The organism is Bacteroides sp. MSK.18.37, assembly GCF_019129155.2.
Classification (GTDB): Bacteria; Bacteroidota; Bacteroidia; order Bacteroidales; family Bacteroidaceae; genus Bacteroides; species Bacteroides ovatus.
On the sequence record NZ_JAHOIB020000003.1, the window covers coordinates 1 to 24,891 of the forward strand.

Sequence of the window (24,891 nt, forward strand, 5' to 3'; positions counted from 1 at the left end):
AGGTTTTTGAACCTATAACTCTAACCACTTATGCTACAATGTCTTATATTCCAAAATTTCAAATAGGTAACGAAACAGTAACGATTTTCAGACGTTGGGCTTGTCCAACTTTGACCGCTGTTTGTCTGCCTAACTTTCGGGTTCAAAGATAAGTCTTTCTTTTGAAATACGCAAATCATTGATAATAAATCTTCTGCGATTAGTGCAAGGTGCAAGCTATATATATAAATATATACTTGCACCTTGCACTAAAAATTTTGTCATTTAGCGAATTTGCTATAATTTTGTGTGAACTAATGATTTCAATAAATGAATGATTTAACATGAAACAATTTAATTTGCAATTTGCCAACCATTCGAAATTAGAACAGCTAAAGCTGTTCTTTTTGGAACATGGCACTTATATTGAACTCAAAAAGGGCGAACAGTTCTCTATTCAAGGTAAAATGAACTGCCGGGGGGCTTATATTGAAAACGGTTTATTGAGATATACCCGTGTGGATGAAAGAGGAAATATACATATAGTAGGATATACTTTCTCCGAAGAATTTGCAGGAAGTTTATGTACACTTATAGAACCTAATCAACCGTCATTAGTAACAATTGAAGCTGTTTGCGATTCAAAGATTTACTATCTACCGTATTCAAAGTTAGAGGATTTTTTTGCTACAAATGCCGAGACAGCACAAATAAAGTGCGCTCTTGTCGAACAATCCTACTCGTTAATGTATCATAGATTATTGGATATGTACTGTAAAACTACGGAAGAACTTTATCTTGATTTATTGAACAGATGTCCCGACATTCAAGAATATATTACGTTAAAAGAGATAGCCTCTTTCTTGCAAGTCACACCGGAAACTGTTAGTCGTATACGTTGCAAACTGAAGAAATAACTTATCCTTTAACATACTTTATATTAGGGTCTTGACAATTGTCAAGACCTTTTTTATTTATTCTTCCGTATTTTGCATTCACTATTTAATAATATTGATATGATACGTAAATTAACACAAGAAGAATATAACAATGCTGCCGATTTATCTTATCAAGTATGCATGGAAAGGAATGATTTCACCCAAGAAGGTATTGAAACCTTTAAAAGCTTCGTGTATGACACATCGTTGATGAATACGCTTGACATATATGGTGCTTTTGACAATCATCTATTGATAGGAATAATCGGTGTACATCGGGAAAGGCAACATATATCCCTCTTCTTTGTCTTGCCGCACTATCATCGGCGAGGAATAGGAACATTGTTATTTGACTATATGATGAGCAATTGTAATTTTACTTATATAACAGTTAATTCTTCAACCTATGCAGAAACTTTTTATACATCTTTAGGCTTCAAAAAAGTGGGTGAAAAAGAGATTAATAAAGGTATTGTTAGTATCCCTATGGAGAGAAACATATAATTATTGCCAATCATTTAAAAGAGATAAGATGAAAAAGAAAATTACTTTATGTATGGTGCTTTCCACATTTATTATTTGCGCCATGTTATGTCTGACAAATTGTAGTAACGACGATGCTCCTACTTCTGTCTTCACCCCCGAAGCCTTGAAGCAAACTACTTGGCAAGCGCAAATGACCGTGTACAATATCGAAGATGAGATAGACTACACAAAACAATCCATTCTTCAATTTACCAACGAATCAGAAGGCATTTATACAAGAACGAACGAAGAAGACGGATATATGTGGAACACAGATTTTACTTACCAAGTAAATGGAAAAATCATCACGTTCGACAACATAGCAGGTCCATGGACGGTGCTGGAATACACAGGAACACACCTCGTAATGGAAGCCTATAATCCCAATAAGATGGTGTGGACATTGGAGAAGATGTATTAACCTAAAAATAGCGGATATGAAGATTTCAACAATTCTCTTTTTCTGCCTACTAATGACAGCTTGTATGCAGACAAAATCTTTTCACCGGATAAACGGCTGGTACTACGTAACATCACAGACTACAGACAGCCTTTCACTAACACCTTTCCTTACTGTTAAGGATTTCGATACTTTACGTTTGGAAACTGATGCTTTTGGACACTCGGTCATTACCGGTGTCTTCCTCCAAAATAAATCGCCTATATGGAGAGAAGCCACAAAAAAGAGTATAGGAAAGCGTATCGCTTTCGTTTTCAATGACACAGTGATAACTGCCCCTCTGATTAATATCCCCTTAGAAAGCGGACATTTCCAAATTTCCAATCCGCATGGATATGATTTGGAACGTATCTTTAAGGAGTTACAAAAAGAGAAGAAATAGAATAAGGTTATTCAATAAAATGAAAGAAGATTTTGATAAACTCCTATCGGAAATAGATGTAGAGATTGCTAAAATCGACCTCTACGGCAATGATATTATCGAAACCTCTCTTTCAATAGTACGTCACTTACAAAGTATCATCACTGGGTTAAGAAATGAATTGCAAACCTACACTTTCCCCACACAAGAGGATGAAATACGCTTTTTCAAAGTTCAAAAACCGGAACTATTGGGGCGGCTTCTCTATTTCCACAAAATATGTCGTATAGAAATGCAATGTCCTAATGGGAGTAACGAAGTTATCAGAAAGCATCTTATCGCAGAACTGGATAATCTGACCTATTTCTTCAATCGGAATTTGGACTTTTACCAGTATTATCGTTCACACTCTACCATGTATGATAAATACTACTTTGTACGAGGGAAGGCAGATATTCGGCTATGCGCTGATAGCGCACAATTCGATAAAGACCCGAATTTTTCAACAGGGTACGACTATACGGTAGCCAAGATATTAGCCAATGAAATGTTGCGTATTTACCTAAATCAGCGATTACAGTTATTAGAGAAAAAGCAACTGACAAACGATATAAAAATATCATTGTCGGACTTCAAACTGAAATGGACTGGCACAAAATCGGAAGCGATAGAATGGGGATATGGATTGTTTGCCGCTAAAACGCTGAATTATGGCAACGCTACAATAAAAGAGGTTATGGCATTTGTCGAAACTGCCTTTGACATAGAGCTGGGCGACTATTACCGAACATATCTTAGCCTTAAAAACCGGAAGAAAGACCGAACGGCTTTTTTCACATTCATAATGGAGCAACTGCAAAAGCGCATGGATGATGATTTGTAAATAAGTACTTTAGCTGATTGAAAAACTACCAAGTTACTACCAACGTGGTAGTTTTTCTTTTTATACAAATGGAGCACATGAATAGGAATAAAAACTATTTTTCACCCCTAAAATCACCCTGAAAAAAATTTCAACCAAGTTGGTAGAACCTTGTATTTTTTATCTTACAGAAAGATGCAATTTTGCGGCAAATCAATTAGTTACCATTATGGAAATAATAACATTCGAGTCCAAAGCCTATAAGGAACTGGACAACAAGATTACCGCTATTGCCGATTACATCTTCAATCATGCGGAAATGGCAAAGCAAAGTGAAGAAGATATGTGGGTGGACAGCTATGAGGTCTGCACGTTTCTGAAAATAAGCGAAAAGACCCTACAACGCCTGCGGGTGTCGGGTACTATCGCCTATTCCAACATCAGGGGACGCTATTTCTACAAGGTCAGCGAGATACGCCGGATGCTGGAAGAACGCCTGATAAGGAGCAACAAAGAGAACATCGACAACCTGATAACCAACCACCAACTGTATGCTAAGGAAAGAGGAAATCTTAGAAAGAACAAGTAACGGGCTGGCGATATTCAAACACTACCTGCCCGGAAACTGGCGCATAGGTCGCAACTTCCTTAACCCGCTGTACGAGGACAGCAAGGCTTCCTGCAACATCTACTTCGACCGCCGGAGCAGCATCTACAAGATGAAAGACTTCGGCAACGACAGTTACAGCGGCGACTGTTTCTTCCTCGTGGGGCAGTTAAAGGGGCTGGACTGCAACCGGGCGGCTGACTTCGTGGAGATACTGGAAATCATCGACCGGGATTTAGGCTTGGGGCTGGCTTCCGGCACTCCTGTTTCCATTCCTCCGGCAACCGTCCACCGGACAGTATCGGGCAAAACCGAAGAAACACCCGAAAAGCCCGTCAAGCCCTACCAGTTCCGGGAACAGAAGTTTCCGCTTGCCGAACTGGTGTACTGGCAACAGTACGGCATCACGCCAGAACTGCTGGAACGTTACAAGGTTTGCTCGCTCCGGGAGTACAACAGCGAAACGGCAGAGGGCAAACCGTACACCTACACTTCATCGGTGGCAGAACCCATGTACGGCTACAAGGGCAAACAGCATATCAAGCTGTACCGCCCGTTCTCCACGCCCCGCTTCCTCTATGGCGGCAGCTTCGGCGAAAACTACTGCTTCGGGCTGGAGCAACTGCCAGCAAAAGGCGACACGCTCTTTATCACGGGCGGCGAGAAAGACGTGCTTTCGCTGGCGGCACACGGTTTTCACGCTATCTGCTTCAACAGCGAAACGGTGACTATACCGCCCACGCTGGTATATCGGCTGACATTCCGATTCAAGCACATCGTCCTGCTCTTTGACATGGACAAGACAGGCAGGGAAAGTTCATGCAAGCAGGAAAAACTGTTGGAAGAATTTGGAGTGAAACGCCTGCTCCTGCCGCTTCCGGGTACGAAAGAGGAAAAGGACATTTCCGACTACTTCAAAGCCGGGAACACCCGTGAAGATTTCCTGAAACTGTTTATCGAATTTTTAGACAACCTGTATAGCGACACATTGATTATGCTAAAATCGTGCGAGATAGATTTCAACAACCCGCCCGCCAAAGCGCAAGAGATTATTTCGGCGGGTGATGTTCCGTTAGGAACACAAGGCAACCTGTTCGGCATCACCGGGGGCGAGGGAACGGGCAAGAGCAATTATGTAGCCGCAATCGTGGCGGGCTGCATCTGCCCGGCTGGTGCGGAAGTAGATACGCTGGGAATACAGATAACCGCCAACGGCAGGCACAAGGCGGTCTTGCTCTATGACACAGAACAGTCGGAAGTGCAACTGTTCAAGAATGTAAGCAACCTGCTGACACGAGCCAAACAGCCGGACAAACCCGATGAACTGAAAGCGTTCTGCCTGACGGGTATGTCACGCAAAGAACGCCTGAACGCCATTGTGCAGAGCATGGATAAGTTCTACTACCAGTACGGCGGCATCCAGTTGGTCGTCATTGACGGCATCGCTGACCTTGTAAAGAGTGCCAACGATGAAACGGAAAGTGTGGCGGTGATAGATGAACTCTATCGGCTGGCGGGCATCTATAACACGTGTATTCTTTGTGTGCTGCACTTCGTCCCTAACGGATTAAAGTTACGTGGGCATTTGGGTAGCGAACTGCAACGTAAGGCGGCTACAATCCTTTCGATAGAGAAAGACGATGAACCCACCCAGTCAGTCGTGAAAGCCCTGAAAGTAAGGGACGGAAGCCCGCTGGACGTGCCGTTGATGCTCTTTGCATGGGACAAGGAAACAGGGATGCACGTGTACAAGGGTGAGAAGCCCCGTAAGGAAAAGGAGAAGCGCAAGGAAAGAGAACTGGTGAATGTCGCACGGGACATCTTCGGGCGGCAGACACGCATTACCTACATAGACCTTTGCGAGCAGTTGCAGCAGGTCTTGGACATCAAGGAACGTACCGCAAAGAGCTATATCCGCTTCATGCGGGAAAGGGACATCATCACCAAAGACACGGCGAACCAAAGCTGTTTTGTCATCGGTTCATATAATCTTCAATGGAACACAAGCCGCCCGTAGGCGTATGGGTCTTGTGTAATTTTAGGTGCTTGTGTCCTGCCCTGTTGTGATAACACGGCAGGATTTCTACTATTTACAAGGTTATTCCAGTGATTTTTACTACTTTTGCAAAAGTAACATAAGAAAATAACGGCGATTGAACAGCCTCGGTTGTGATTTCGTCTTTATATATAACATATACGTTCGCCGAACGTCCCAAAGCGAAAACTGGCACTTTTCAAAATGAGGGGATATTCAGCGCAGGATATGCTATGTTTTATCATAGCGTGGTCTTGCCTGTTTCCTCATTTGGGTATGCCAGTACCTCGCTTTGAAGCAGTGTAAGGTCACGCTTCTTTTTTAGGATATTGGTGGACAGTTAAATGCGGATTATTAAACTGTTTAATACCTAACAAGATGAAACAAATTAAAGCGCACATCGCCGTATCTCTTGACGGGCATACAGCCACTTTAGACCAAGAACTGGATTGGTTACCCGATGAAGTAAAAACTATCATTGGCAAGCATTATATGGTTGTTGATAGCTTGCTAATGGGGGCGAACACCTATAACTACATCTTTGAACACTGGGGCGGGTGGCCGCACAAAAGCAAACGGTCTTTTGTGGTGTCACACTACGACACCAACGTAACACCAGACTGCGGCGTGGAGTTCCTGACCGAAGAACCGCTGCAAAGGATTTATGAGCTGAAACAGGAAACCGATATGCTGGTGGTGGGCGGCGGCAAACTGCTTACTTCGCTGATAAAAGCCGGATTGTTGGATAGCCTGACTATCTACACTGTCCCGGTCATGGTAGGCAAAGGCATCGGCTTTATCGGAGAAACCTTCGGCTCGCTGTGGAAGCTCTCGGAAAGCAGGGTGCTGGATAACGGGGTGGTCTGTTCGACCTACCTGTTTGGCGGGAGCGTATAAAAAATGCGCCCGGTTCCCACCGGGCGCAACCACTAAAATTTCAATTATTATAAGTCGTAAAACCTATTACAATGAAATTTCAGTGGCAAAGATAGGCTATTTCTTCGGTTTCGCTTTCTTTTCGGGGAATGAAAAGGTGACATTGAACTGTTCGTCCAGTACCAGCGAAGCATCGAAAGCCTTGCCGTTCTTGCCCTTGAAGCCCTTGATTAGCCCGGTCTTGCGTTTCGTCACCAGCTCGACAATTTGTTTGTCGGAAAGCTGCTTGTCGCACTTGTTGCGGAATATGGTAAGCGTACAGTCCACGTTGGAACACTTCGCCACTTTCGGGTAGAACAGGATGCGCCCATTATTGCATTTGGGGCAGGGACAGGTTTCACTGCCCGCAACAGATAATTGTACCGAAAGCAGTTCCGCCGTGATTTGCGCTGCGTACACCTCGATACCCTTTCGGAACGTGTCGGCATCCATGTTTCCCGCTTCTATCTTGGAAAGGGCGGTTTCCCACATACCCGTCATTTCGACATCGGCAATCTTCTTGTCCTTGACAATCCTGTAAACGGCAAGCCCCTTGTCGGTGGGTACAAGGTTCTTCTTCTCACGCACGATATACTGGCGGGCGAACAATGTTTCTATAATCGCCGCACGGGTGGCGGGTGTACCTATCCCGGCATCTTTCAAGCTGGCTTTCAGTTCGGCATCCTCCAGTTCCTTGCCTGCGTTTTCCATTGCAGCAAGCAGGCTGCTTTCCGTGTGCAGCGGTTTCGGCTTGGTCTGTTTCTCCAACAGTTCCACGTTGGAAATAGGCAGGTTTTCGCCCTTTTGGAGTGGCGGCAGGCTGGCGGTTTCTTCATCCTCTCCCGTTTCCTGCTCGCCGAACACGGCACGCCACCCAGCTTCTTTCATCACCGACCCTTTCACCGTGAAGTCAGTATCTCCGGCAGATAGCACAGCGGTGGTTACGTCTTTCACGCTCCTGCCCGAAAAGGCTTCCAGCATACGCCCGGCTACCAGTTCGTAAACCGCCCGTTCGTCTTTGGAGAGTTCACCGGGCAGGTTTTCAGTCACGATTAAGGCGTGGTGGTCGGTCACTTTGCCGTCATTCACACTACGGCGGTTCAGCGTTACGCCGTTCAATCCGGCGGCATATCCGGCAAAGCGGGGGTATTGCTCCAGCAGGGCGACACGTTCCGGCATTTCATCAAAAACGTCCTCCGGGATATAGCGGCTCCCGGTTCGGGGGTATGACATCACTTTCTTTTCGTACAGGCTTTGCGCTATGGAAAGGGTCTTGTCCGCCGAAAAGTTCAGTTTCGTGTTCGCTTCCTTTTGTAGCGTGGTAAGGTCATACAAAAGGGGCGGTTCTTGGCTGGTTTCTTTCCTTTCAACGGACTTCACCGCAAGCTGCCCGGCATCCTTTACCCGTTGCAGGGCGGCTATGGCTTCGGGTTGCTGCTCCCACTTGGCGGTAGATTGGGCGGTGAAACTGATTCTACCGCTGGCGGTATCGGCTTTGAGTTGCCAAAACTTGGTCGGGACAAAGTTCTTGTTTTCCAAATAGCGGTTGCATATCATCACGAGCGTGGGTGTCTGCACCCTACCCAGTGAGAACACGCCCTGCCCGGCTGCCACGCTCAACGCTTGGGTGGCGTTTATCCCTATCAGCCAGTCGGCTTCGCTGCGGGACTTGGCAGAAAGGTAGAGGTTATCGTAACGCTCTCCCGGCTGCAAGTTGTCCAGCCCCTCACGGATTGCCCTGTCGGTAAGGCTGCTTATCCACAGGCGTACAAAGGGCTTGGTACAGCCTAAATAGTTATAGATGTAACGGTGTATCAATTCGCCCTCACGTCCGGCATCGGTTGCTACAATAATCTTGTCGCACTGGTCGAATACCTCTTTAATCACTTTCAACTGTTTCAACACGCCGGGGGCTGCCTTGTAGCCTTTCTCGGCTTTCACCTGACGGGGGATTAGCTGGAAATCGGGCGGCAGTATGGGCAGGCTCTCCCGGCGGAAGTTCGCCACGCCGTAGGCTTCCGGCATGGCAAGCTGGATTAAGTGGCCGAACGCCCATGTCACCATATACCCATTGCCGGAAAGATAACCGTCATTCTTCTGTGTCGCTCCGATGATGCGGGCGATGTCTTTTGCCACGCTGGGCTTTTCTGCTATCAATGCAATCATAATTCTTTACTTTTTAAGGGTGGGTACTACATTTTCATTCCTTTGGACTTCTTGGGCTTGTCCGCTTTCAGGCTCTTGTCTTGCGCCTTGTCCTGCTTCTCTTTCTGCTTGGCGGTAGGCTTCTGCTGCCCCTGTTTCAACGGCTCTTTGCCCTGCTTGGTGGCTTCGTTGGTCTTGCCCTCTGTATTGACCGCTACCTGTGTCCGGCTCTCGGCAGCGGGGGTAACGTCTTTCGGCTGCACCTTGTCGGGGGATTTGCCCTGTGCGCCGGACTGCACATGACCGTTGAACTCAACGCCCTGCCCGTCCTTTAGCCCGGCTACTTGCTGCTGTCCCTGCTGTAAGAACTGGACGGCGGCACGGGGCAGGAACTCCAAGCCACGCTCCACTGCGCTGACCTGTAGATAGGCACTGCGCTTCGTGCCGTCCCTGAATTGCAGGTTTTCCATTTTGACCGCTTGCCCGGCTTCAAAGGCGGCTTTCTGTTCCGGGCTGACTTTCACGTTACAGATTGTATCGGGGCATTTCCATTTGTCTGCCCGCATGTATTCCAGTTCGTGCGTGTACCTGTCCCGGCTGACGAACACGGGGATTTGTTCGCCGCTTTTCGGGTCTTTGATTTGTGCGATGCCGCCCAAGTTGCCAGTACCCTGCAAGTTGCCCTGTTCCTGCTTGGTGAAGTCGTGTTCATGGAACGGGCGTTGCAACAGCTTTTCATCCTGCTGTACGCCATGCAGCTTGGGTACTACCGTACCGTCCTTTGCCTGATAGAAAGAGAGCTTGACATCGGTAGGTTTGAGGTAAAAGCCGCCTACCGTCCCCGAAACGGTGTAGATGTTGCGGGACTTGTAGCCACGCATCACCCGGTCGAAGTCTTTCGTGTTTTTCAGGGTGTCGGCGGTGATGCCGACTTTTTTCAGGTTCTCCCAGTCGATTTTTGCCGGGTCGAAGCGGTAGCCCTGCTTGAACTCGTGAAAGTCGGACTTCGGAACTCGAAGCATTTCTGTTCGTTTGCTGCCCTCCGGTGTCGGGTTGCGGTGATTGTCCTCGATTGCCCTTGCCTGTTGTTCCGCTTCGGAAGCCTTTACGCTGAACAGTTCCAGCCCGGAAGTGTCCTGAAACTTGCGGAAAAAATTGGAAATGAAGTTGCTGAACACATCGCTGTTCTTGTCCACCTGCATGAACTCGCCGCCATGCGTCGGCGATACGGTCTGCAAATTGCCGTCCTTGTCGAAGCTTTTAACAGCACTCACCTTGCCCTGCTGTTTATCCAAGACCAGCAGCACGTCTTTTTCCTGCCCCTCTGTGGGCGGGGTCATTCTGTTTGCCATAAATAATTGGAATTTTAGTGGTTACGGGAATAGTCCCACCCAAAGGTAGCGACTAAATATGCTATATTTGGATAGGCAGAAAGGAGTGTCCGCATTTGTCCTGCGCTGTCCCGATTTGTCCGGGTAGGATGAAAAAAGAAGCGATAAAACAGAAGCAGTCCATTACTTAATCCAAAGAAAAACATAACTTTGCAATCAGTTATCATACATACAGAATATGACAGAGAAAAACAATTCTATATTATCCCCCGAATATCTCAATTTCAAAAATGAGATAACCGCCCGTATCAGGTCTGCCCAGTATGAAGCATTAAAGGCTGTAAACAAGGAAATGATAGCCTTATACTGGGAAGTCGGTAAACGGATTACCGAGCAACAGACAGCATTAGGTTGGGGAAAATCCGTTGTGGAAAACCTTTCACGGGACATACAGAAAGAGTTTCCGGGGATAAAAGGATTTGGAGTTTCCAATATGTGGGACATGGCACGTTTTTATGCTGAATACCAGTCCAATGAAATTCTCCAACCATTAGTTGGAGAAATTAGCTGGTCGAAACATATAGTCATTCTGACGAAGTGCAAGGAAACACGACAACGGCAATTTTATATATTGGCTACCCAAAAATACGGTTGGACAAAAGACGTTCTTATCAATAAGATAGAAGCCAAAACTTACGAGAACTATTTACTTGGGCAAAGCAATTTTGACAATACCCTGCCTGATAAAATAAAGAACCAAGCTATACTTGCATTAAAAGATGAATATACATTTGACCTTGTAGGGCTTGCAGAGGAACATTCGGAATATGAACTGGAACAGGCTATTATTAAGAATATCCGTGCGTTCCTTATGGAGTTCGGTACTGATTTTTCATTCATAGGCAACCAATATCGGCTGGAAGTGGACGGAAAAGAATACTTCATAGACTTGCTGCTGTACAACAGACGTTTGCAAGCCATGATAGCCATAGAACTAAAAATCGGAGAGTTCCAGCCGGAGTATAAAGGCAAAATGGAATTCTATCTGAATATTTTGAATGATACGGTAAAACTACCACATGAAAATCCGGCTATCGGTATTATCATTTGCAAGTCCAAAAGCCGCATGATAGTGGAGTATGCTTTGAAAAGTTCCAATATGCCTATCGGGGTGGCAACCTACAGCCTTTCTTCTGAATTACCTGAAGCCTACAAAAAACTATTACCGACATCGGAAGAAATAGCCCAAAAGATAGAATTGCTGATAGAACGATAATAATAACAAAAGCCGTAGATTTGTGCTACGGCTTTTGTGTTCTTATACATTTTATATATAGCTATTCTTCCTCCCTAATCAAATGGCATAGCTCCGGGTCGTTCTTAATCCGGGTTATCTCGTCCTCGACAATCTGCCGGACTTCCTGCCGGATGCGGTCGTAGTTGGCTTGTATTTCCTCCTGCATCCGGTCGTTGCCGTCCTTGTCCGTGAAGTCGATTATCTGCGGCAACTTCACGTAACGGGCGGTTTCCCGCTTCACCTTTTCATTGTCCACCACGATTTCACAGTGGAAAATCTTCTGTTCTATCCGTTCATCGAAGTTGTCCGCCACAGCACCCACGAACATGCCTTGCGTGAGGTTGGATATTTTGCTGGCGGGTATCAGGCTGTCCATTTGGGTGCTTATTGAGGTGGATTTCTCCCGCTGGTTTATCGTCATGCTCTGCCGTTTCTGCAACACCTTTCCGAAACGCTCCGATAGGATTTTTGCCGTTTCGCCGACTACCTGACCGCTAAACACGTTACCCACAGTATTTTGTATCACCCGGCTTTCCTTGTCCCCGTAGTCACGGGTTAGCTGGCTGTAATCCTGAAAGCCCAGCAGAACCGCTACCTTGTTGCTTCGGGCGGTTGCAATCAGATTGTCAAGCCCACGAAAATATATGGTCGGTAGTTCATCTATTATCACCGAACTTTTAAGCTGCCCTTTCTTGTTTATCAGCTTCACGATACGGGAATTATACAGCCCCAGTGCCGCCGAATAGATGTTCTGACGGTCGGGGTTGTTGCCGACAACCAGTATTTTAGGCTCTTTGGGGTTATTAATGTCCAGTGAAAAATCATCGCCCGTCATTACCCAATACAGTGCTGGGCTTATCATCCTTGAAAGCGGAATTTTCGCACTCGCTATCTGCCCCTGCAACTGCTCTTGTGCATCTGATTCCCAAGCATCTACGAATGGGGAAAGGTAGTTTTCCAGTTCGGGATAGCTGCGCAAAATCGTGAACACATCGGCGTATTTCTTGTTCAATAATTCTATGGCATGGGGGAATGTGCAATACTTACCGCCCTGATAGATACGGAGATACCAAATTATAGCCGCCAAAAGGATAATCGGACTTTCCACGAAAAAGTCACCCTGCTTGCTTATCCAAGAGCGGTTTAAGTTGAGCATAATCGTGTAGCTGGCTTCGTAGGCATCCGCAATGTCCGACATGAAGCTGGCGTTTATCGGGTTACATCGGTGGCTCTTGCGTGGGTCGTCAAAATTGATAACGTAAAATTTCGGTTTCACCTTGTAACCGTCCAAGTGGCTAAGCAGATGATTGTAAGCGATTTCCGAAAGGTCAGGGAATTTGTAATCATAACAATAGAGTGCAAAACCTTTCTCGATTTGCTGTTTTATGTAATTATTTACCACCGCATACGACTTGCCACTGCCCGGCGTTCCCAATACAAGACTGGCACGGAACGGGTTTACAACATTTATCCAACCTTTATTCCACTTCTTGTTATAATAAAATCGAGTAGGCAAATTTACGGAGTATTCGTTTTCAATCAAGCGGGTTTCCTGTTGGAAACTTTCGTTCTCCATATTAAAGACATCATCCATAAGGTTGTTCTTCAACAGGCGGGACATCCACGTACCCGCCATGAGCATACAGACGTAACCCGCCGACAGCGTGGTGATGTAAAACACCGTACCTGCCGTGTGTGGCAGGGGAAGTTCCAGCAGCCACCAGTTCAGGAAGAACAGCATGATACCCACCACAAGGCTGCAATGTATCTTCGTCCATGTTATATTTTCCTCTTTCACGCCCTTAGTGCCGATACACGACAGGGCGAGGAACATCACGGAGAAAAGTTTCGTCCACAAGATAGAGGAGAACAGCCCGGTGGTACGCTGGAATTTCCACAGTATCTTGTCTATCACCTCAAAAGTTACTCCCCACTCTTTCAGGGTGGAGTAACAGAACCAGTACACGTTTATTCCCACGAATAGAATACTGACAGCCCGCATAAAGTCCATGACCCTTGCAAGCCCTCTTAAATCATCTTCTTGTTGCATGATTGTAATGTTTTTTGGTTATTCGATGCGCCTTGTGCGCTTCTTTTTCTTCTTCTTTCTCTTTTGGTTGGCGGTGTCCTGCGGCTCGTCACCACCGGATGAACCACCGCCCAACAGACCGCCGAGAGCACCCAGCACGGAAGCCACACCCGAAACGATGTCGGATTTCGGTGTGAAGTCCAGCTGTTCCTGATGCGTGGATTGTTCCCGTTGCGGTATTTCCACTTCGGGTTGGTGTATATATCCGGTTTCACCCGAAAAGCGTTCATTGAACACGTTCGCCGAATACTCCTTGCCCAATCGTGAACCGTTCAGCACCACCCGGCTGTCGTGGTCGATGAACGTAACGCCATAGATGCGCCCGCTGTCGTTCTGACGGAATACCACGTCAATGCCCTGTTTCTTTAGCTGCTGTTCCAGTTCCTTTCGGCTGCGGGTATTCCTCACGGCATCGGCTACAATTTTCCGGGTACGCTCTTTCAGTTTCCCGTTCTTGATTGCTTCGCCCGATTTCTCCATTCTGCGCTGTACCGCTTCATAGCCCACCGACTTGCCTATACGGGAAGCCTTTACCGGGTTGCCCACCTTTTCGCCCTTGTCATTGATAGCGGAATAGACAATGCCCTGATAGGGTTTGCCGTTTACCTCGCCCTTGACTTCCTCGGCACATATATTATAGGTGGCAAGCAAAGCCTTGTACTCACCGAACGACTGGAAGCGGTAGCCGTAGCAAGCCGCTTTCACGGCGTTGCCGATTTGGTACTTCACGTCCCCGGCGGTGTAGTCCACCTTTTTAAGTTCCGGGCGTTCGGCACGTTCCTTTCGCTCCGCCGGATGCAGGTTGTATTTCCGTTCCAGTTCACGGGTGATTTGCTTGCTGCGCCGATGCTCGAACTTGTCATTCAGCGGTCTGCCGTTTTCGTCCACCCGCAAGCCAACGATGTGGATATGGTGGCGGTCGATGTCCTCGTGTTTATAGACCAAATAAGGCTGGTCGCCATAGCCCAATTTCCGCATATACTCCCGTGCGATGTCAGAAAGTTGGCTGTCCGAAAGCACGTCTTCCGGGTGCGGGTTTATGGAAATATGCAGTATCGGCTTCTTGGTGGATAGCTGGACGGGCATCTGCATTTCAAAGCTGCGCATACACTCGCCGATGCTGAAATGCCCGTCCTCGCTTAACAGCATCCTGTTGGAGAAAAGCACCTTTGCTTCCTCGCTGTCCACTTTGTTTTGGTTGTATGCCAGTGCGCCGAACATATTGCCGCCTATGCTTATTTTGGCAACCATAGTTCCTTGCACTCGTTTGTCAGGTCGATAACCTGACGGTTCAACATAGCCAGTTCGGTAGTCGCTTTCTCCAGTTTATAGAGAAAAGCCAGTGCCTTTTTCTCCGAAAAGTTGCTGTGCAACGCCTTTACAATTTGGTTGTAATTGACCGCAACCGCCCGGAATTGTGCATAAAATTCGGTCAAGCGGGCGCAATATTCTACTGCCGACTTGTCCACTTTCACCACCCGGAACGGCTCACCGAACAGCCGTGCGGCGATGAAACGGGACTTGCTCGTAACGCCCGACTGCTCCCACTGCGAGAGGAAGCGGGCGTTCTCCCGGTCATTCAGGTAAAGGACATGGCGGTGCTTCGCTGGGTCTGCGAGGGCGGGGCGACCGCCCTTGTTGGGTTTCCTTGTTTCCATACTTCTTTGAATTAAAAAATTACGACTTCGGAGTGATTTTTATCCCCGCAAGGGGCAAGGCGTTTTCAGGCACGGAAAACGGTTTTGTAGCATACAAAACACACCTTGCTAATTTCTGACGAAATTCAAAATCCGTCACGGACGGATTGGGGTTAGCGTGAAACGGAAAGCCCAGCCATTAACCTGCCCGGTTTTACATCCCTGCCCCCAGCGGTTCGTTACTCCGCTGCAAAGTAACGGTGATTTATAATGCTGTAAAATAGGTGGTTGGTGGACAAATCGGGACAACAAAGGACAAATCGGGACAAGGTTTTCAGGGGACGTTTTTTCTCCTTTTTTTTGTATCGGATTTCAAGATTGAAAGCAAGATTGAAAGAAATATTCCAATCAGGAAAGAATGATTGAAAGCATGATTTCAAGAAAATGTGATTGCAGGATTTCAATATTCCAAGAAAAAATGAAAGCAAGAAAACAAGATTGAAATAAAACAATCTTTCAAGATTGCAATATGGAAACAAAGAAAGCTATATGGCTGGATTGATTGAAAGCAATAAATAAATCTATCAACCAATAATGAACGGAAGCAATATGGAAAACGAGAAAACACCCCTTTATGTCGCCTTTTCCACACAAAAGGGCGGGGTCGGCAAAACCACCTTTACCGTGCTGGCGGCGAGTTACCTCTACTACCTCAAAGGCTACGATGTGGCGGTGGTCGATTGCGACTACCCGCAACACTCCATTGCCGGGATGCGAAAGCGGGATGCCGAGCAGGTCGGGGCGGATGAAGATTACAAGCGAATGGCGTATGAACAGTTTACCCGGCTGGGGAAGAAAGCCTACCCGGTGCTATGCAGTTCGCCCGAAAAGGCGATTGCAACGGCTGACGGACATATAGCCGCCGGACACGTGCCGGATATTGTGTTTTTCGACCTGCCCGGCACGGTGAACAGCGAGGGCGTGATAAACTCCCTTGCAGGCATGGACTACATTTTCACCCCCATTTCAGCCGACAAGGTGGTGCTGGAAAGCAGCCTGTCGTTTGCAATGGCTATCCAAAAGCTATTGGTGAGGAATGAAGCCTGCCGACTTGCCGGGCTGTACCTCTTTTGGAACATGGTGGACGGTAGGGAGAAAACAGACCTTTACACCGCCTATGACAAAACCATTAAGGAACTGGAACTGCCGCTGATGAAAACCTTTATCCCCGATACCAAACGCTACAAAAAGGAACTGGTGGCAGATAAAAAGGCGGTGTTCCGCTCCACGCTCTTTCCCGCCAGCCGCCCGCTGGTAAGGGGAAGCAACTTGGAAGAACTGATAACCGAAATAACGTACTACATCAAATTACAATGATATGGCAAAGCAAAGCGGCGGGATGCCGAAGATAGACGAGGATTTCATGAAAGAACTTATCTCGCAGGGCGTACCAGCCAAGCGGGAGAGCCAGCCGGATGATGCACCGCAGCCCGGCGGCGAAACGGAAACCGCCCACGAGGGACGGCAGACTGAAACGGTGCGGGTGGAGAAAACGACAAACCGCAAGCGCAAGGGCGGTTCGGGTGACTACCGGGAAACCTACTTTCAGAAAGTGGAACTGGCAGACCGACAGCCCTTGTACGTGAGCCGTACCACACACGAGAAGCTGATGCGTATCGTGACGGTGATAGGCGGGCGCAAGGTGACGGTAAGCAGCTACGTGGAAAACATTCTGCTGCGCCACTTCGAGCAGTACCAAGACGAGATAAACACCCTGTACGAAAGCCACTTCCAAAAGCCTGTCTGATTATGGTAATCTATTGCATACTTACCGGGCTTTTGGTGTACTATATCGCCTTATGGCTGTGGTATCGCTACACGGACAGCCGGACATCAGCGGGCAGAACGGATGATGCGCTGCTTCCACGAAACGGGGTTTCAGGCTACACGCTGATAGGTGAAAGCCAATACAAGGGCGGACTAATCGGGACAGCGCAGGACAAATCGGGACACCTCCCGCAAGCGGTTGAAAATGATACTATTTTTGCGCCGCAGGCTGACGGACAGCCGGAAGAAAACATTTCGGAAGCAGCACCCGAAGCGGAAGAAACGCCCGGTTACGAGAATGACGAACCCGACTACGAGGACGAGGAAATAGCCGGATACATGGACGGTGACGATGATACCGGGCGGGCTACGGGCGTGAGCTTTGACGAACTGGGCGAAGCGGTACGCACGGCGAACGCCGACAACCCCACCGAAACGGAGAAACGGCAAGCAGCCGGGACACTGGCAAGCATTGAGGGGACGAACCTCTACGATGCGGTGGTGGAGAACATCAACGGCGGGCTGGCAAAGGTGGCGGAACTGCTGGGACGCAACGAAGCGGAACTGGCTACGGCTGCTGTCCCTGCCGAAGCTGGCAATACAAGCAAGGAACACGAAGCGTTCGACATGAACGATTTCCTATAATATAATAACGTGTAACAATATGAAGCAACGTGACTACGGTTGATTGGCAACCTGAAAACCAAACAGACAAACGGGACTATCCCCGACCACTAAAATTTCAAATTATTCACCAGCCGGGAAAGGCGGACTTCCCACCCGCCGCCCGGCATTAAAAACAAATCACAATGAGAAAGAAAATCTTTTTGTCGGCGGCTATCCTTGCCGCTGCGGTAAGTGCCTACGCACAGGGCAACGGGCAAGCGGGCATCACCGAAGCCACGAACCTAATCACCGGGTATTTCGACCCCGGAACAAAACTGGTGTACGCAATCGGGGCGGTCTGCGGCTTGATTGGCGGGGTAAAAGTATATAACAAATTTTCGAGCGGCGACCCCGACACCTCAAAGACCGCCGCCAGTTGGTTCGGGGCGTGCATTTTTTTAATTGTTGCCGCCACTATCCTGCGGTCGTTCTTCCTCTAAACCAGCGGCTATGTCTGAATATCCGGTAAACAGGGGTATCGGGAAGCCAGTGGAATTCAAGGGGTTAAAAAGCCAGTACCTCTTTATCTTTTGCGGCGGCTTGCTCGCCGTGTTCGTGGTGTTCATCGTCCTGTTCATGGCAGGCGTGAACCAGTGGCTATGTATCGGTTTCATCGTGTCGGCTTCGCTGCTGCTCGTGTGGCAGACGTTCCGGCTCAACGCACGGTACGGCACGCACGGGCTGATGAAAGCAGCCGCACGCAAAAGACACCCACGCTTCATTATCAGCCGAAAGGCGATACCCCGGCTGTTCAACTACAAAAGAAGAAAGGAAGAAAGAACATGAGGAATACATTAAAGGCTACCACGCTGGAAAGAAAATTTCCACTTTTGGCGGTGGAGAACGGCTGCATCATTTCAAAAGATGCAGACATAACGGTGGCTTTCCGGGTGGAACTGCCCGAACTGTTCACCGTCACCAGTGCCGAGTACGAAGCCATACATTCGGCATGGTACAAGGCAATCAAGGTGCTGCCCGACTACTCCATAGTACACAAGCAGGACTTCTTCATCAAGGAGAGCTACCAGCCCGACACCGAAAGGGACGAGCTTAGTTTTTTAAGCCGCTCCTTTGAACGGCACTTCAATGAACGCCCGTTCCTGAACCATTACTGCTACCTGTTCCTGACGAAAACGACAAGGGAGAGAAGCCGCCGACAGAGCGACTTCTCCACCCTCTGCCGGGGCAGGATTGTTCCGCAGGAGATAGCCGACAAGGAAGCGGCGGCAAAGTTCATCGAAGCGGTCGGGCAGTTCGAGCGCATCATGAACGACAGCGGTTTTGTCACCCTTACCCGGCTGGCGGCATCGGAAATCACCGGGCAGGACGGCAAGGCGGGCATCATCGAGAAATACTTCTCGCTCTCGCAAACCGATACTACCTGCCTGAAAGACATCGGGCTGTACCCGGAAGAAATGCGTGTCGGGGACGATATTCTGTGCCTGCACACGCTTTCGGACGTGGAAGATTTACCCGGAAAGGTCGGGACGGACTGCCGATTTGAGAAGCTGTCTACTGACCGGAGCGATTGCAGGTTAAGTTTTGCCGCCCCGGTGGGCGTGCTGTTGTCGTGTAACCACGTCTATAACCAGTTCATCTTCATAGACGACCACGCCGAAAACCTGAAGAACTTCGAGCAGACCGCCCGGAATATGCAATCGCTCTCCCGCTACTCCCGTGCCAACCAAGTGAACAAGGAGTGGATAGACGAGTACCTGAACGAAGCGCATAGCAAGGGGCTTATCTCGGTGCGCTGCCACTGCAACGTCATGGCATGGAGTGACGATAGGGACGAACTCAAACGCATACGCAACGATGTGGGAAGCCAGCTTGCCCTGATGGAGTGCAAGCCACGCCACAACACCACCGACACGCCCACGCTCTTTTGGGCGGGCATACCCGGCAACGAAGCCGACTTCCCCGCAGAGGAAAGTTTCTACACGTTCTTGGGGCAGGCTCTCTGCCTGTTCGTGGAAGAAACGAACTACAAGAGTTCGCTTTCCCCGTTCGGTATCAAAATGGTGGACAGGGTAAGCGGTCGCCCGCTGCACATCGACATATCGGATTTGCCCATGAAGAAAGGCATCACCACCAACCGCAACAAGTTTATACTTGGGCCGAGCGGTAGCGGGAAGTCTTTCTTCACCAACCACATGGTGCGCCAGTATTACGAGCAGGGTGCGCACGTGCTGCTGGTAGATACGGGTAACAGTTACTTGGGGCTGTCCCAGCTTATCCACAACCGCACGCACGGCGAGGACGGGATTTATTTCACCTACACCAACGAGAACCCGATAGCGTTCAACCCGTTCTATGTCGAAGACGGGGTATTTGACATCGAGAAGAAAGAGAGTATCAAGACCCTGATACTCACCCTTTGGAAGCGGGACGATGAAGCCCCGAAGCGGTCGGAAGAAGTGGCGTTGTCCAATGCGGTAAGTGCCTATATCGAACGTATCACGGGTGACAGGTCGGTAACACCCTGCTTCAACACGTTCTACGAGTTTGTCCGGGATGATTACCGCCGACAGCTTGAACAGAAGAACGTCAGGGAAAAGGATTTTGACATTGACAATTTCCTGAACGTGCTTGAACCGTACTATCGTGGCGGTGAATACGACTACCTGCTGAACTCCGACAAGGAACTGGATTTGCTGCATAAACGCTTCATAGTCTTTGAATTGGACAACATCAAAGACCACAAGATTTTATTCCCGATAACGACTATCATCATCATGGAAGCCTTTATAAACAAGATGCGCAAGTTAAAGGGAATAAGGAAGTTAATACTAATTGAAGAAGCGTGGAAAGCGATTGCATCGGCGAACATGGCAGACTATATCCGCTACCTCTACAAAACAGTCCGAAAATATTTCGGGGAAGCGATTGTAGTCACGCAAGAGATTGAGGATATTATTTCTTCCCCAATCGTGAAAGAGAGTATCATCAACAACTCGGACTGCAAAATCCTGTTAGACCAGCGAAAATACCTGAACAAGTTCGACAGCATACAAAACCTGCTGGGACTGACCGACAAGGAGCGTTCGCAAATATTGTCTATCAACATGGCGAACCACCCCGGACGGAAGTACAAGGAAGTTTTCTTCTCGCTGGGCGGCACGCAGTCGGCAGTGTACGCCACAGAAGTTTCGCTGGAAGAATATTACACGTTCACGACAGAGGAAAGCGAGAAAATGGAACTGTTCGCCCTCGCCGAGAAGCTGGGCGGCAACCTTGAACTGGCTATCAAGCGGCTTGCGGAAAGCAAACGTAATCCCCAATCATCAACAACTTAAAAATTAGGAACATGAAGAAAATAATCCTCTTTATGGCGGTGTGCCTTTGCTTCATCGGCAGGGCATCCGCCCAGTGGGTGGTGTCAGACCCCGGCAACTTGGCACAGGGTATCATTAACACCACAAAGCAGATAGTGCAGACCTCTACCACAGCCAAGAACACGCTGGACGGCTTTATGGAAGCGCAGAAGATTTTCCAGCAGGGTAAAAAATATTACGATGCGCTCAAAGCGGTGCATGACGTGGTTAAGGGCGGTGTCAAGGTGAAGAAGTCCATTGAACTGGTGGCGGAAATATCCGAAATCTACGTGCGCAATTTCCAAAACATGCTGGCAGACCCGAATTTCACGCCTGACGAACTTTCCGCAATATCGTTCGGCTATGCCAAACTGATGTCGGAAAGCTCGGACGTGTTGCAGGACTTGAAAAATGTAGTGAACATCACGGGTATGTCGCTGACGGATGCCGAACGGTTAGCAATCATCGACAACGCTTATCGAAGTTTGCTCAACTACCGCAACCTTGTGAACTACTACACCCGCAAGAACATATCCGTGTCCTACCTGCGGGCGAAGAAGAAGAACGACACCGACCGGGTGTTGGCTCTCTACGGCTCGGCGGATGAACGCTATTGGTAACATGATACAACCACTTAATTAGTATGCCTATGTTATTAGCAGCAGTGGATTTTGACAACCTGCACCAAGTGTTGCGGGTGCTGTACGATGAAATGATGCCCTTGTGCGGCAACATGACGGGGGTAGCCAAAGGGATAGCCGGGCTGGGAGCTTTGTTCTATGTAGCCGCCAAAGTGTGGCAGTCGCTCGCACGTGCCGAACCCATAGACGTGTACCCGCTACTCCGTCCCTTTGCGCTGGGGCTGTGTATCATGTTTTTTCCAACTTTCGTGTTGGGGACTATCAACACGGTATTGTCGCCAGTGGTAAAAGGGTGCAACCAGCTTATGGAAACGCAGACTTTCGACATGAACGAGTACCGGGCGCAGAAAGACCGACTGGAATATGAAGCCCTGATGCGAAGCCCCGAAACGGCTTACCTCGCATCGGACGAGGAATTTGACAGGCAACTGGAAGAACTGGGTTGGTCGCCCTCCGACATGGTGACTATGACGGGTATGTACATGGACAGGGCGGCTTATAACATCAAGAAGTCCGTCCGGGACTGGTTCAGGGAATTGCTGGAAATGCTCTTTCAGGCGGCGGGGCTGATTATAGACACGCTACGCACGTTCTTCCTGATTGTACTTTCGATACTGGGTCCGCTAGCGTTCGCCATTTCCGTCTATGACGGTTTCCAAAGCACGCTGACCCAGTGGATTTCACGCTATATCTCCATTTACCTGTGGCTACCCGTGTCGGACTTGTTCAGCAGTGTGCTGGCTCGCATACAAACGCTGATGCTCCAAAAGGATATTCAGGAACTTTCAGACCCGAATTTCATCCCTGACGGGAGCAGCACCGTGTATGTAATCTTTATGATTATTGGCATCGTGGGTTACTTCACCATTCCAACGGTGGCAAGCTGGATTGTGTCGGCTGGCGGTATGTCCGCCTATAACCGCAACGTGTCGAAAGCCGGGTCGGTCGCCGGGGCTGCGGTTGGCGCAGTCGGTGGAAAGGTATCGGGAAAACTACTCAAATAAACAACATCAATTTTTTAAGGATATGGAATTTAAGTCATTGAACAATATCGAAACGAGTTTCCGGCAAATCCGGCTCTTTGCGCTGGTATTCATCTGCCTGTGCGCACTGGTGACGGGCTTTGCCGTGTGGAACTCGTACAGCTTCGCCGAGAAGCAGCGGCAGAAGATATACGTCCTCGACAACGGCAAAAGCCTGATGCTGGCACTCTCGCAGGACATGGCACAGAACAGACCAGTGGAAGCCAAATCACACGTGCGGCGTTTTCACGAACTGTTTTTCACCTTATCGCCCGACAAGGGGGCTATCGAAAGTAATATCAAACGCTCACTGTTCCTTGCCGACAAGACCGCTTTCAACTATTACAAGGACTTGGCGGAAAAGGGTTACTACAACCGGGTGATTTCGGGGAACGTCACGCAGACGGTGGAGATTGACAGCGTGAAGTGCGACTTCGACCAGTACCCCTACAAGGTGAACACCTACGCCCGCCAGTTGATTGTCCGGGAAAGCAGCCTGACGGTGCGCAGCCTTGTGACCTCGTGCCGCCTGCTCAACGCCACACGGAGCGACAACAACCCGCACGGCTTCATCATCGAAGCGTTCACCATTACCGAAAACAAGGATTTACAAACCGTCAAAAGATAGCCGTATGGAAAGGAAACAGAGTTATATCGGAAAAGTACAAGACTGGGCGGACGACTGCCTGCGCCGGATGTGCGGACGGATTACGCCGGGCAAAAGGCTGGCGGTTATCCTCGTGATGTTCTTCTTTTTCGGCGGCTTGTCTATCTACATCACCGTTTCATCAATCTACAATATCGGGAAACGGGACGGCAGGCGGCTGCAAATAGAACACATCAAACAATACCCGCTACACGATAGCGACAGTATCAACTTATTAAACAGACTGAACAATGGACGAAGTACAGAAGAATGAAAGTAGCATATCTACTTCACCAACAAATGGGAAGCCCCCAAAAGAAAATAAGCCTAAAAAGGAACTGACACCCCAACAGGTACAGCAGCGCAGGAAAATGATAGTCTTCCCGCTGATGTTCCTTGCCTTTGCCGGGTGCATGTACCTGATATTCGCCCCCTCCGGCAAAGAGAATGTGAATGTGGAAAGCGTGGGCGGCTTCAACGCCGACATACCCCTGCCCGCAGAGGACGGGATTATAGCCGACAAGCAAAAGGCATACGAACAAGCAATGCTGAACCGCAAACAGCAGGACAAGATACAATCCTTGCAGGACTTCGGTTTCACGGGGGACGATGAAACGGAAGAACCGCAAGCGGAAATCGACCTGATGCCGGAAGATGATGCGAAGCCCCAAAGGGGCGGCGGTGCTTCTTCACGGGCGGCTTACCGGGACATCAACCGCCAGTTAAGCACGTTCTACGAAACCCCGGCGGTGGACGAGGAAAAAGAGGACTTGAAGCGGCAGGTGGCGGAACTGACCGACCGACTGCAACAACAGCAGAACGCCACACCCACCACTGACGACCAAATGGCACTCTTGGAAAAGTCCTACGAACTGGCGGCAAGGTATATAAATGACGGCGGGCAGAACGGGCAGGTGGCACAAGTGCCTGTTGCCGGGACTGTCACCCAAAAGCCGCAAGCCCAACCCGTGCAAGCAATCCGGGAAACGACCGTATCGGGATTGCAGCAGCCCATGAACGATGCCGACTTCATCCGTGCTTACAGCCAGCCACGAAACTACGGCTTCAACACGGCGGTAGGCACGGGCTACGCTATGGGAAAGAACACGGTAGCCGCCTGCATCCACCAAGACCAAACGCTGACGGACGGGCAGGCGGTGAAACTCCGGCTGCTCGAACCTATGCAGGCCGGGAACATAGTCGTGCCGAAAAATACCCTTGTAGCGGGTACGGCAAAGGTGCAGGGCGAACGGCTCGACATACTGGTGTCTTCGATTGAGTACGCTGGCAACATCATCCCGGTGGAGCTTGCCGTGTTCGACACGGACGGGCAAAAGGGGCTGTCCGTCCCGTCCTCAATGGAACAGGAAGCGTTCAACGAAGCAATGGCGAACATCGGTAGCGGGCTGGGTACAAGCATATCCTTTGCCCAAAGTGCCGGGCAGCAGGTGGCTATGGACGTGACAAGGGGCTTGCTGCAAGGAACGTCCGGCTACCTCGCCAAGAAGTTCCGAACCGTGAAAGTGAAGCTGAAAGCCGGGTACAAGGTGATGCTTTACGCCAAACAACAATAATTATTAACCACTAAAATTTC

25 protein-coding genes are annotated in these 24,891 nt (G+C 48.9%); 20 read left to right on the forward strand and 5 right to left on the reverse strand.

The annotated features are described in order from the left end of the window. The first annotated feature begins 323 nt into the window (after positions 1–323). From KSX81_RS28690 to KSX81_RS28725, 8 genes are all read left to right on the forward strand, one after another. A complete protein-coding gene (locus KSX81_RS28690; RefSeq protein WP_004294810.1) occupies positions 324–896 on the forward strand; it encodes a Crp/Fnr family transcriptional regulator in 573 nt (190 codons plus the stop codon). Between the two features lie 99 nt (positions 897–995). Continuing rightward, on the forward strand, positions 996–1,421 hold the full coding sequence (locus KSX81_RS28695) for a GNAT family N-acetyltransferase (RefSeq protein WP_004294811.1): 426 nt from the start codon (positions 996–998) through the stop codon (positions 1,419–1,421). Between the two features lie 28 nt (positions 1,422–1,449). Next, positions 1,450–1,863: a hypothetical protein gene (locus tag KSX81_RS28700; protein WP_004294812.1), complete on the forward strand. Its 414-nt coding sequence runs from the start codon at positions 1,450–1,452 to the stop codon at positions 1,861–1,863. Between the two features lie 16 nt (positions 1,864–1,879). Continuing rightward, the gene (locus KSX81_RS28705; protein WP_004308741.1) at positions 1,880–2,284 is read left to right on the forward strand and encodes a SecDF P1 head subdomain-containing protein; all 405 of its coding nucleotides are present in this window, start codon (positions 1,880–1,882) and stop codon (positions 2,282–2,284) included. A 19-nt stretch (positions 2,285–2,303) separates the two neighbouring features. Then, positions 2,304–3,146 (forward strand): RteC domain-containing protein, encoded by an 843-nt coding sequence (locus KSX81_RS28710; RefSeq protein ID WP_004308742.1) that lies wholly within the window; start codon positions 2,304–2,306, stop codon positions 3,144–3,146. Between the two features lie 208 nt (positions 3,147–3,354). Further along, positions 3,355–3,714: a helix-turn-helix domain-containing protein gene (locus KSX81_RS28715; RefSeq protein WP_004294815.1), complete on the forward strand. Its 360-nt coding sequence runs from the start codon at positions 3,355–3,357 to the stop codon at positions 3,712–3,714. Next, entirely contained in the window at positions 3,677–5,749 is a 2,073-nt protein-coding gene (locus KSX81_RS28720; RefSeq protein WP_005680387.1) for a bifunctional DNA primase/helicase, read from the forward strand. Before KSX81_RS28715 ends, KSX81_RS28720 begins: the two co-directional genes overlap by 38 nt. Before the next feature lie 396 nt (positions 5,750–6,145). Beyond that, entirely contained in the window at positions 6,146–6,664 is a 519-nt protein-coding gene (locus tag KSX81_RS28725) for a dihydrofolate reductase family protein (RefSeq protein ID WP_004308744.1), read from the forward strand. A gap of 96 nt (positions 6,665–6,760) precedes the next feature. On the opposite strand, the gene KSX81_RS28730 is transcribed toward KSX81_RS28725, so the two are convergent. Further along, positions 6,761–8,848: a type IA DNA topoisomerase gene (locus KSX81_RS28730; protein WP_004308745.1), complete on the reverse strand. Its 2,088-nt coding sequence runs from the start codon at positions 8,846–8,848 to the stop codon at positions 6,761–6,763. 26 nt (positions 8,849–8,874) lie between these two features. Then, positions 8,875–10,179, reverse strand: a complete 1,305-nt coding sequence (locus KSX81_RS28735) for a DUF4099 domain-containing protein (RefSeq protein WP_005680386.1) — start codon at positions 10,177–10,179, stop codon at positions 8,875–8,877. 217 nt (positions 10,180–10,396) lie between these two features. On the opposite strand from KSX81_RS28735, the gene KSX81_RS28740 reads away from it, so the two are divergent. After that, entirely contained in the window at positions 10,397–11,434 is a 1,038-nt protein-coding gene (locus KSX81_RS28740; RefSeq protein ID WP_004308747.1) for a YhcG family protein, read from the forward strand. Between the two features lie 61 nt (positions 11,435–11,495). Here the strand turns inward: KSX81_RS28740 and mobC are convergent, their stop codons facing one another. The 3 genes from mobC to mobA are packed head-to-tail and all read right to left on the reverse strand — an operon-like array spanning position 11,496 to position 15,202. Then, positions 11,496–13,505 carry a conjugal transfer protein MobC gene (mobC, locus tag KSX81_RS28745; protein WP_004308748.1) on the reverse strand — a complete coding sequence of 670 codons (2,010 nt, stop codon included), beginning with the start codon at positions 13,503–13,505 and terminating at the stop codon, positions 11,496–11,498. Positions 13,506–13,523: 18 nt separating this feature from the next. After that, entirely contained in the window at positions 13,524–14,795 is a 1,272-nt protein-coding gene (gene mobB / locus KSX81_RS28750; RefSeq protein ID WP_004308749.1) for a conjugal transfer protein MobB, read from the reverse strand. Further along, positions 14,780–15,202 (reverse strand): conjugal transfer protein MobA, encoded by a 423-nt coding sequence (gene mobA / locus KSX81_RS28755; protein WP_004308750.1) that lies wholly within the window; start codon positions 15,200–15,202, stop codon positions 14,780–14,782. The genes mobB and mobA overlap by 16 nt, the downstream gene beginning before the upstream one ends. A 573-nt stretch (positions 15,203–15,775) precedes the next feature. Between mobA and KSX81_RS28760 the strand changes: the two genes are divergently transcribed. The 11 genes from KSX81_RS28760 to traM all read left to right on the forward strand — a co-directional run bounded on the left by KSX81_RS28760 (position 15,776) and on the right by traM (position 24,871). After that, positions 15,776–16,558 (forward strand): ParA family protein, encoded by a 783-nt coding sequence (locus KSX81_RS28760; protein ID WP_005680384.1) that lies wholly within the window; start codon positions 15,776–15,778, stop codon positions 16,556–16,558. A gap of 1 nt (position 16,559) precedes the next feature. Beyond that, a complete protein-coding gene (locus tag KSX81_RS28765; protein WP_005680383.1) occupies positions 16,560–16,988 on the forward strand; it encodes a DUF3408 domain-containing protein in 429 nt (142 codons plus the stop codon). A gap of 2 nt (positions 16,989–16,990) precedes the next feature. Continuing rightward, positions 16,991–17,653, forward strand: a complete 663-nt coding sequence (locus KSX81_RS28770) for a hypothetical protein (protein WP_005680382.1) — start codon at positions 16,991–16,993, stop codon at positions 17,651–17,653. A gap of 164 nt (positions 17,654–17,817) precedes the next feature. After that, positions 17,818–18,114 carry a DUF4134 domain-containing protein gene (locus KSX81_RS28775; RefSeq protein ID WP_004309970.1) on the forward strand — a complete coding sequence of 99 codons (297 nt, stop codon included), beginning with the start codon at positions 17,818–17,820 and terminating at the stop codon, positions 18,112–18,114. Positions 18,115–18,124: 10 nt separating this feature from the next. After that, positions 18,125–18,460, forward strand: coding sequence for a DUF4133 domain-containing protein (locus KSX81_RS28780; RefSeq protein WP_010803765.1), 336 nt, complete (start codon positions 18,125–18,127; stop codon positions 18,458–18,460). Further along, positions 18,457–20,970, forward strand: coding sequence for a TraG family conjugative transposon ATPase (locus KSX81_RS28785; protein WP_032570096.1), 2,514 nt, complete (start codon positions 18,457–18,459; stop codon positions 20,968–20,970). Before KSX81_RS28780 ends, KSX81_RS28785 begins: the two co-directional genes overlap by 4 nt. Before the next feature lie 11 nt (positions 20,971–20,981). Further along, positions 20,982–21,608, forward strand: a complete 627-nt coding sequence (locus tag KSX81_RS28790; protein WP_005680380.1) for a DUF4141 domain-containing protein — start codon at positions 20,982–20,984, stop codon at positions 21,606–21,608. Positions 21,609–21,637: 29 nt separating this feature from the next. After that, positions 21,638–22,633: a conjugative transposon protein TraJ gene (gene traJ, locus KSX81_RS28795; RefSeq protein WP_004294831.1), complete on the forward strand. Its 996-nt coding sequence runs from the start codon at positions 21,638–21,640 to the stop codon at positions 22,631–22,633. Positions 22,634–22,655: 22 nt separating this feature from the next. Continuing rightward, a complete protein-coding gene (gene traK, locus KSX81_RS28800; protein WP_005680379.1) occupies positions 22,656–23,279 on the forward strand; it encodes a conjugative transposon protein TraK in 624 nt (207 codons plus the stop codon). A 4-nt stretch (positions 23,280–23,283) separates the two neighbouring features. Continuing rightward, entirely contained in the window at positions 23,284–23,571 is a 288-nt protein-coding gene (locus KSX81_RS28805) for a TraL conjugative transposon family protein (protein WP_005680377.1), read from the forward strand. Continuing rightward, positions 23,549–24,871: a conjugative transposon protein TraM gene (gene traM, locus KSX81_RS28810; protein ID WP_005680376.1), complete on the forward strand. Its 1,323-nt coding sequence runs from the start codon at positions 23,549–23,551 to the stop codon at positions 24,869–24,871. The genes KSX81_RS28805 and traM overlap by 23 nt, the downstream gene beginning before the upstream one ends. The last annotated feature ends 20 nt before the right edge of the window (positions 24,872–24,891 follow it).

Bases quoted from the DNA above. Each gene is read 5' to 3' on its own strand.
- KSX81_RS28690 (WP_004294810.1), top strand. From the start codon at position 324: ATGAAACAATTTAATTTGCAATTTGCCAACCATTCGAAATTAGAACAG.
- KSX81_RS28695 (WP_004294811.1), top strand. From the start codon at position 996: ATGATACGTAAATTAACACAAGAAGAATATAACAATGCTGCCGATTTA.
- KSX81_RS28700 (WP_004294812.1), top strand. From the start codon at position 1,450: ATGAAAAAGAAAATTACTTTATGTATGGTGCTTTCCACATTTATTATT.
- KSX81_RS28705 (WP_004308741.1), top strand. From the start codon at position 1,880: ATGAAGATTTCAACAATTCTCTTTTTCTGCCTACTAATGACAGCTTGT.
- KSX81_RS28710 (WP_004308742.1), top strand. From the start codon at position 2,304: ATGAAAGAAGATTTTGATAAACTCCTATCGGAAATAGATGTAGAGATT.
- KSX81_RS28715 (WP_004294815.1), top strand. From the start codon at position 3,355: ATGGAAATAATAACATTCGAGTCCAAAGCCTATAAGGAACTGGACAAC.
- KSX81_RS28720 (WP_005680387.1), top strand. From the start codon at position 3,677: ATGCTAAGGAAAGAGGAAATCTTAGAAAGAACAAGTAACGGGCTGGCG.
- KSX81_RS28725 (WP_004308744.1), top strand. From the start codon at position 6,146: ATGAAACAAATTAAAGCGCACATCGCCGTATCTCTTGACGGGCATACA.
- KSX81_RS28730 (WP_004308745.1), bottom strand. From the start codon at position 8,848: ATGATTGCATTGATAGCAGAAAAGCCCAGCGTGGCAAAAGACATCGCC.
- KSX81_RS28735 (WP_005680386.1), bottom strand. From the start codon at position 10,179: ATGGCAAACAGAATGACCCCGCCCACAGAGGGGCAGGAAAAAGACGTG.
- KSX81_RS28740 (WP_004308747.1), top strand. From the start codon at position 10,397: ATGACAGAGAAAAACAATTCTATATTATCCCCCGAATATCTCAATTTC.
- mobC (WP_004308748.1), bottom strand. From the start codon at position 13,505: ATGCAACAAGAAGATGATTTAAGAGGGCTTGCAAGGGTCATGGACTTT.
- mobB (WP_004308749.1), bottom strand. From the start codon at position 14,795: ATGGTTGCCAAAATAAGCATAGGCGGCAATATGTTCGGCGCACTGGCA.
- mobA (WP_004308750.1), bottom strand. From the start codon at position 15,202: ATGGAAACAAGGAAACCCAACAAGGGCGGTCGCCCCGCCCTCGCAGAC.
- KSX81_RS28760 (WP_005680384.1), top strand. From the start codon at position 15,776: ATGAACGGAAGCAATATGGAAAACGAGAAAACACCCCTTTATGTCGCC.
- KSX81_RS28765 (WP_005680383.1), top strand. From the start codon at position 16,560: ATGGCAAAGCAAAGCGGCGGGATGCCGAAGATAGACGAGGATTTCATG.
- KSX81_RS28770 (WP_005680382.1), top strand. From the start codon at position 16,991: ATGGTAATCTATTGCATACTTACCGGGCTTTTGGTGTACTATATCGCC.
- KSX81_RS28775 (WP_004309970.1), top strand. From the start codon at position 17,818: ATGAGAAAGAAAATCTTTTTGTCGGCGGCTATCCTTGCCGCTGCGGTA.
- KSX81_RS28780 (WP_010803765.1), top strand. From the start codon at position 18,125: ATGTCTGAATATCCGGTAAACAGGGGTATCGGGAAGCCAGTGGAATTC.
- KSX81_RS28785 (WP_032570096.1), top strand. From the start codon at position 18,457: ATGAGGAATACATTAAAGGCTACCACGCTGGAAAGAAAATTTCCACTT.
- KSX81_RS28790 (WP_005680380.1), top strand. From the start codon at position 20,982: ATGAAGAAAATAATCCTCTTTATGGCGGTGTGCCTTTGCTTCATCGGC.
- traJ (WP_004294831.1), top strand. From the start codon at position 21,638: ATGTTATTAGCAGCAGTGGATTTTGACAACCTGCACCAAGTGTTGCGG.
- traK (WP_005680379.1), top strand. From the start codon at position 22,656: ATGGAATTTAAGTCATTGAACAATATCGAAACGAGTTTCCGGCAAATC.
- KSX81_RS28805 (WP_005680377.1), top strand. From the start codon at position 23,284: ATGGAAAGGAAACAGAGTTATATCGGAAAAGTACAAGACTGGGCGGAC.
- traM (WP_005680376.1), top strand. From the start codon at position 23,549: ATGGACGAAGTACAGAAGAATGAAAGTAGCATATCTACTTCACCAACA.